This window comes from Microcystis sp. M49636_WE2 (assembly GCF_030065375.1).
GTDB classification, from domain to species: Bacteria; Cyanobacteriota; Cyanobacteriia; order Cyanobacteriales; family Microcystaceae; genus Microcystis; species Microcystis aeruginosa_C.
The window spans coordinates 1-7078 of the sequence record NZ_JASJFG010000566.1 but is presented as its reverse complement, the minus strand read 5'-3'; the positions used below and the strand labels follow the sequence as shown (position 1 = coordinate 7078).

General features: G+C 45.5%; 7 protein-coding genes. 5 read left to right on the top strand and 2 right to left on the bottom strand.

Features of this window, described 5'->3' with window-relative positions; translation table 11 throughout:
- Positions 1 to 1223 (bottom strand): UDP-N-acetylmuramoyl-L-alanine--D-glutamate ligase (gene murD, locus PX484_RS13095; protein WP_288104170.1); only part of this gene is annotated, 1223 nt, incomplete at its 3' end.
- Positions 1224 to 1583: 360 nt separating this feature from the next.
- On the opposite strand from murD, the gene PX484_RS13090 reads away from it, so the two are divergent.
- The 3 genes from PX484_RS13090 to PX484_RS13080 all read left to right on the top strand — a co-directional run bounded on the left by PX484_RS13090 (position 1584) and on the right by PX484_RS13080 (position 4436).
- Complete coding sequence (locus PX484_RS13090) at positions 1584 to 2711, top strand: DUF3747 domain-containing protein (RefSeq protein ID WP_287766861.1); 1128 nt, start codon at positions 1584 to 1586, stop codon at positions 2709 to 2711.
- A gap of 265 nt (positions 2712 to 2976) precedes the next feature.
- Positions 2977 to 4102 (top strand): peptide chain release factor 2 gene (gene prfB, locus PX484_RS13085; RefSeq protein ID WP_157404742.1). Its coding sequence is split into 2 segments (ribosomal slippage): positions 2977 to 3048 and positions 3050 to 4102, totalling 1125 coding nucleotides; the frame shifts between segments, so codons are not numbered across the junction.
- An 82-nt stretch (positions 4103 to 4184) separates the two neighbouring features.
- Complete coding sequence (locus PX484_RS13080; protein ID WP_002739055.1) at positions 4185 to 4436, top strand: DUF8653 family protein; 252 nt, start codon at positions 4185 to 4187, stop codon at positions 4434 to 4436.
- 95 nt (positions 4437 to 4531) lie between these two features.
- Here the strand turns inward: PX484_RS13080 and hemH are convergent, their stop codons facing one another.
- Positions 4532 to 5695: a ferrochelatase gene (gene hemH / locus PX484_RS13075; protein WP_004163720.1), complete on the bottom strand. Its 1164-nt coding sequence runs from the start codon at positions 5693 to 5695 to the stop codon at positions 4532 to 4534.
- A 119-nt stretch (positions 5696 to 5814) separates the two neighbouring features.
- Between hemH and PX484_RS13070 the strand changes: the two genes are divergently transcribed.
- Both PX484_RS13070 and PX484_RS13065 read left to right on the top strand, forming a co-directional pair.
- On the top strand, positions 5815 to 6438 hold the full coding sequence (locus PX484_RS13070) for a class I SAM-dependent methyltransferase (RefSeq protein ID WP_287666754.1): 624 nt from the start codon (positions 5815 to 5817) through the stop codon (positions 6436 to 6438).
- Positions 6439 to 6554: 116 nt separating this feature from the next.
- Positions 6555 to 7078, top strand: a 524-nt coding sequence (locus PX484_RS13065) for a YqeG family HAD IIIA-type phosphatase (RefSeq protein WP_288104167.1), incomplete at its 3' end; no start/stop codon positions are given.

Below are 7078 nucleotides of genomic sequence, written 5' to 3'. Positions count from 1 at the left end.
GCGCGTTGAACTGCCCTGTCCATCGTTTCTACACATTCATAATCTTGATAACCTGCTGACTGTAAACGACGGGCAAAATCGGCGGCAGCGTCACCAATAAGCAGCACGGTGGCGACTTTTGCCTTAATTTCAGCGATCCAAGCCCGATCATCCCCGGCTTTCGCTTCTCCCCCCGCGATTAAAATCGCCGGACTAGGGACAGATTTTAAGCCCACTGCGGCGGCATCGTAGTTAGTTGCTTTACTATCATTAATAAAGTCTAGTCCTTTATAAGTACAAATGTACTCTAGACGATGGGCAACCCCGGGGAAAGTAGCGATCGCTTCGGTAATGGCTTTTTTCTCGATTCCCGCCAATCTAGCGGCGGCCACAGCCATAAGCAAATTCTGCTGATTGTGACTACCCACCATTTTCAGCAGATTAACCGGGGCAATTAACTCCCCAAAAGCCACGATCCAGTTATCTTGCAGATAAACACCACGACTAGGATCGCCCAAAAGCGCCTCTTTGCCCTGCACAGAAGTCCAGTAAGCTTGTTGCCATTGACTAACACCGATTTGACGCAGATAGGGATCATCACCGTTGAGGATTTGGCGATCGCTTCTTTGCAGTAAAGAGGCTTTAATCTGATAATAATTTTCCAGAGTTTGATGACGACTGAGGTGATCGGGGGTAAAAGTTGTCCAGATGCCGATTTTCGGAGATAAATCCCGACTGGACTCGATCTGATAACTACTAATCTCTGCAATAATCCAATCGTATTTATCGGCTTTTAAAGCCAATTCACAGGCAGCATAGCCGATATTACCGCAGGAAGGGGCATTTAACCCCGCTTTTTGAAAAATAGCGGCACAGAGGGCGGTGGTGGTGGTTTTGCCGTTAGTTCCCGTAATCCCCAACCAGGGGGAAGATTGCAGATAACGCCAAGCTAATTCTAATTCTCCGATCGTATCGATGCCTTTTTCTCTGGCAGTAATTAAAATCGGGGCATCCCAAGGCACCCCGGGGCTAACCACGATAAGATCGGGCAAGTCCGAAGCCTCTAGACTGAGATTTTGACCAAGATTGACAATAATTCCTTCCCTTTCCAGATTGGTTTTGGTTGCTTGTAAACTGGGAGAATCAGAGCGATCGCTTAATGTCACCTGCCAACCATCCCGTTTTAAGCATCTTGCCGCCGCTATTCCCGATCTTCCCAATCCAATAATCGCCGCTTTCGCCATCTTGTTGCCACTCTACTCAAGAGTCAATTTTCAGCAATCTCTATCCTACTGTGGATTAGGTCGAGTAATAACTAGGGTTTGCGGCAAAAAGTTTTTCGGTGGGGGCAGGGTGTGGGGTTTTAGGGATTTTGAGTGGGTCAATTACCTAATTTTCAGGGAAAAAGTACCTGAATTTTCCACCCGATCACTCCCAGATCTAGTACTTTTTGGAAACCAAAAAGTCTAAAAGTTTTACCCAACAAGGTTTTTAGATTTATTGAACAAACCCTAGCTATCTTCCAAGAAAACAAAATTCTCTCGCTTACGTCTAGATCGATAAAATAAATGCAAGTACAATCTCTATAACAACGCTCCCTATTTATGAATCTAAAATCATCCTTAAAATTTACCCTACTGTTTTCACTTCTAGGGAGTTGTCTCCTGACTACACCGAGTCAAGCGACTCTCTTTGAACAAAGAGAAGTTAATCAAGAGGATTTTATCGCTATTGCCCGACCCTACGGTAACGGTAAATACGATTTACTGATTTTGCAACAAATCCAGGGAAAACGCCAATGTTGGGCGGTAAATGGCACAGAACCGACCATTGTTCAGCCTCTGCTGCTCGATTTCGATTTTACCGGCAGTTGTGAACGGGCCACCGACAGTAACGGTTATTCCCTTCGCATTCAGGGCAAAGATTACGGTTTAGAATACCTGCTGCGTATCGTACAACGCAACGGGGAATTAGTCCTCGTAGGAACCCCCCGCAATCCCAGGCAATCGGAGGTAATTATTGGACGGACAAAAGGTTTAGGGAGCGGTTTAATCCAAATTTATCTCATCGATGGCTGGCGCTTTACTAAACGTAGTCTAGCTGGTCAAAATCTCAGTCATATCTATCTAACTGCCGATAGTCCCAGTTTCAATCCTCCCCCGGAATTACTCGCGGGGACCCAATCGTCTATCCCCCCCACACCCCCCCCCAGAGAATCCGTCAAAGCAGAAACACCCGTTAACCCTCCTGCTAATCCCGAAGTGCGAGAATATACCTTTACCGCTGCAGAAACAGCAGTAGAGAGCAATCCTGAGCCAGTGGTCACTAATCCAGTACCAGAGCAAAATTCTACCCCAGCACCCCCAGTTACCTCTAATTTACCTCCCCTGACTCCTCCCAATGCTCAGAATAATAATGCAATTGTACCACCACCGCCACCGCGCAACCTAGGCAATCCCAGAAGTTTATCAGACGTAATCACTTTTAATCGACCCGCTGCTAATCCCAGTAGTGGCAATACTAGCAATATTGGCCGCAAAGGCTTTAAAGTAGTAATTGAAGCTAAAAACGAGAGCGATCGCAGCAAAGTTCGTTCTCTCTATCCCGACGCTTTCCCCACTTCCCACCAAGGTCGTCGCGTCTGGCAAATAGGCGCGTTTAGTAGTCGTGATAAGGCTGAAAACGCTTTACAAAGTCTTGCTCCCCTGCGCGGATCGATCGTACCATTTTAGGGAACGCTGGAACTGCGGAACGGGTAACAGATTGGGGAAATGGGGAAATGGGGGAATTTCAACTAAAACCCCAAAACCCTAAAACCCTAACTCTCAACTCCGGCCTCCTGACTTGAAAGAGGGTGTAGGGTGTGGGGTGTGGGGTGTAGGGAAGGAAACCTCTTTCCTCTGTGGGGGTGAAAATTTTTTCATCGGGACTGACTCCCCAGACTCCTGACTTCTAGAGTAACTGATAACTGATAACTGATAACTGATAACTGAAAACATGGAAATATCAGAACTAAAAAAAGGTATCGAGATAGTAGGATCGCGCCTGGGTAAAACCCAGGACTATCTTTGACTTACCCACTTTAAGGGCTAAAATTAAAGACTTAGAACAGGTGGCAGCCGTCCCCACTTTTTGGGATAATCCCGATACTGCTCAAAAAACCCTGCAAGAACTAAATGAATGTAAATCTTCTTTAGAAACCTATCAGGGTTGGTGTGAACAATTAGAAGATACTAAGGCAATTATCGAGTTATTAGAATTAGAATCCGATCGAACTTTACTAGAAGAAGCGACGGACAATTTAACTCATTTACAGCATGACCTCGATCGCTGGGAATTGCAACAACTTTTAAATGGTCCCTACGACGCAAAAGGAGCGGTTTTAACGATTAATGCGGGGGCTGGGGGAACCGATGCCCAAGACTGGACAGAAATGCTCCTGAGAATGTATTCTCGCTGGGCCGAGAAACAGGGTTATAAAGTCACTTTAGCCGAAATATCAGAAGGAGATGAAGCGGGAATTAAATCGGTGACAATTGAGATTGCTGGAACTTATGCTTACGGTTATCTGAAAGGAGAAAAAGGCACCCATCGGTTAGTCAGAATTTCCCCTTTTAATGCCAATGGTAAACGTCAAACCAGTTTCGCTGGGGTGGAAGTAATGCCAATTTTGGGCGATGATGCAGTGAGGGTAGAAATTCCCGATAAAGATTTAGAAATTACCACCACTAGATCGGGGGGAAAAGGTGGACAAAATGTTAATAAAGTAGAAACTGCCGTGCGTGTGGTTCATCTTCCCACAGGCATCGCTGTGCGTTGTACCCAAGAGCGATCGCAATTACAAAATAAAGAAAAAGCCCTCGCTTTATTAAAAGCGAAATTGTTAATTATCGCTCGGGAACAACAGGCTCAAGCGATCGCCGAAATTCGCGGCGATATGGTGGAGGCCGCTTGGGGCAATCAAATCCGTAACTATGTTTTTCATCCCTATCAATTAGTTAAGGATCTCCGCAGTAATGTGGAAACCACCGATGTTACCCGGGTAATGAATGGGGATTTAGATAGCTTTATTGAAGCCTATTTACGTTTGGGGGGGAACAGTGCAGGTTATACTGATTCCTAAGATGAGAGCAGCTCTATTTTCTCGCAAATTCTGTTCTTATTGGCTTGTTAAGCTATTTGTCCTCTACTAAGAAGAAAAATCAATGGTTATTATCGAGATTACCAATGTGGAAGAAATATTGAGCGCAAAAATTGGCTCTTTCGCCGCTAAAATCGTCCAAGCTCTAGCAGATGATGAAGGGAAAGTGGAAGAGGTTCTCATCAAAGAATTACAGGCTAATTTTCAGGAAAGGGGGATTAAAGCTAATCTGTTTAGCGTCACTGGGTTAGATATGCTCGGCAATGGCAGGCTAGAAGTTAACGTTAATGTTCGTTCTGCTAATATGATGTCCTAAGAGAAGATAAAATCGCCAATGGTTGGGTTTAACTATGTTTAACCCAACCTTATTTTGGTAGTTACCGTCAAAAGCAATGGCAGCGAAGATCGAGGTTATAATAAACCCACAAAATGTAATGGTCCTTGACCAGTAATTAATTCGATAATAATTGCCAGAAAACCGATCATCGCTAATCGACCATTCCACACCTCGGCTGCCGTTGTCATTCCCCATTCCCAACGCTCCTGGGGATACATTTTCATATTCGCTTTCGGATGGGTAATTTGCTCGAAAGTGGTAGGTTTCTCGTCTAGGGATTTTACCACTAACTGGGAGAGAGATTCGATAAACATCGGGTGAGTGTTAAGAGCCGGTACTCGCTGAAAATGTTCAATTCCCGCTTCTTCCGCCACTTCTCGGTACTCTATATCGATTTCTTGCAGAGTTTCGATGTGTTCCGAGACAAAGCTAATCGGCACGACCAATAAATTCTTAATTCCCTGCTCTCCCAACCCTTTTAAAGCATCTTCAGTATAGGGTTTTAGCCATTCCACCGGACCGACGCGACTTTGATAGGCTAAAGTGTACTGATTGGGGCGGTTTAGAGTACGCATGATCGCCCTAGTGCATTCTTCAATTTCCCTTTGATAGGGATCTCCCGCTTCCTCCACATAACTTTGGGGGACACCATGGGCGCTAAAAAAGATATGTACTTGGTCAGGATTAGCACACTGCTCTAACTCTCGCGCAATCAGATCCGCCATAGCGCTCAGATAGGTGGGATGATCGTACCAAGAGGGGATGAGAGTATATTCCGTCAAACGCAGATAGGGATCCTGCTGCCACATTTCCTCCAGCACACGAAAACTGGAACCACTGGTGCTGATGGAAAATTGGGGATAAAGGGGAAGAATAACCAATTTTTTGATATGATCCCGTTTAATCCGCTCGATCGCTTCTTCGGTGAAGGGATTCCAGTAACGCATCCCGATATAAACGCTCACCTCGCGGCCCATTTCCGCGAGACGTTGTTGCAGTGCCGTGGCCTGTGCTTCCGTAATCTTGAGTAAAGGGGAGCCACCGCCGATCTGACGGTAATTTTCTTGGGATTTACTCGCTCTTAACGTCGATATTAACCAAGCTAACGGTTTTTGTAATCCTTTGATCGGTAAACGGATGATCTCTGGGTCAGAAAAAAGGTTAAATAGAAAAGGACGCACATCCTCTAACCGCTCCGGCCCACCCAAATTTAATAATAAAACGCCAACGCGACCCATAGTGTTAACAGATAATTTTTAAATTTTCAGATTCTTTACCAAGTTTAACAATATATCGGTGGAACCGTTAAAACAAATTACAGGCTACAGAGAACTTAATCAAATCTTGGAGGTTGATCTTGGCTACAATTTTACGTCCCCTCAGTTATCAATATCAATGGCTTTACGATGGTATCTCCCGTCTGGCTGCCCTAGCGGTGGGTGGGGAGTCTCGTTTTCGGCAATTGGCCCTAGAAGGTTTAAAAATCGCTAAAAATGACCCTATCCTCGATCTCTGTTGTGGTGCGGGTCAAACCACCCGTTATTTAGTCCCCCTATCCGATCACTGTACCGGTTTAGATGTCTCTCCCCGGGCCCTGGAGCGAGCTAGTTTAGCGGTGCCGCAAGCGCATTATGTGGAGGGATTAGCCGAAAAAATGCCCTTTAGTGCCGGAGAATTCGCCTTTGTTCATACTAGCGCCGCTCTCCACGAAATGGAACCAGAGCAGTTACAGGAAATCCTTAAAGAAGTGTATCGAGTTCTCAGACCGGGGGGAATTTTTGCCCTCGTGGATTTTCATCGACCCACTAACCCGCTTTTTTGGCCTTCTTTGGCCCTATTTTTGCAATTATTTGAAACCCATACCGCTTGGCAATTTATCGATAGGGATCTGATCCAATCTTTACAGGCGATCGGTTTTCGTGATTGTCAACAAAAATTATACGCTGGTGGCAGTTTACAGGTGATTCAAGCGGCCAAGTGAAGGGATCGGCCAAGCAAGATTTTCAGAGGCAGTCGGTCAATTATACTAAATAGGGCAACGGTTTTTTGAGCAAGCTGAGTTCGATCGACTCGCTGCCAGTTATTTTTGAGAAGTTAATGACTAGAGCAAAAATTCTACAACCCGATTTAATTTTAGGGGATACGATTCTCGGTCTCACTCTGGAGATTTTGAGTCAGCATCAGATTAAGGGATTGATTCTCGATGTGGACGATACCCTTGTTCCCCTTCAGGAAACGACGGTTTCTGACGATTTACAGCGTTGGGTCGATTCCTTGCGTCTTTATCTACCGATTTGGTTGGTAAGCAATAATCTCAGTGAAAATCGCATCGGTGCGATCGCTGATAATTTACAACTTCCCTACCTCCTCGGTGCGGTGAAACCCTCTCGACGCAAACTCCGGCAAGCGATGGCAGCTATGAGTCTCCCCCCCCAACAAATTGCTATGGTTGGCGATCGCTTGTTTACCGATGTTTTAGCGGGAAATCGTCTGGGAATGTTTACCATTCTGGTGAAACCAATGGTAAATCCCTTGACGGGGGGGGCAGCTTATCCAATCCACGATTTTGAGGTGTGGATATCACAAATTCTCGGCGTTTCCCTCCATCCGCAGCATTACTT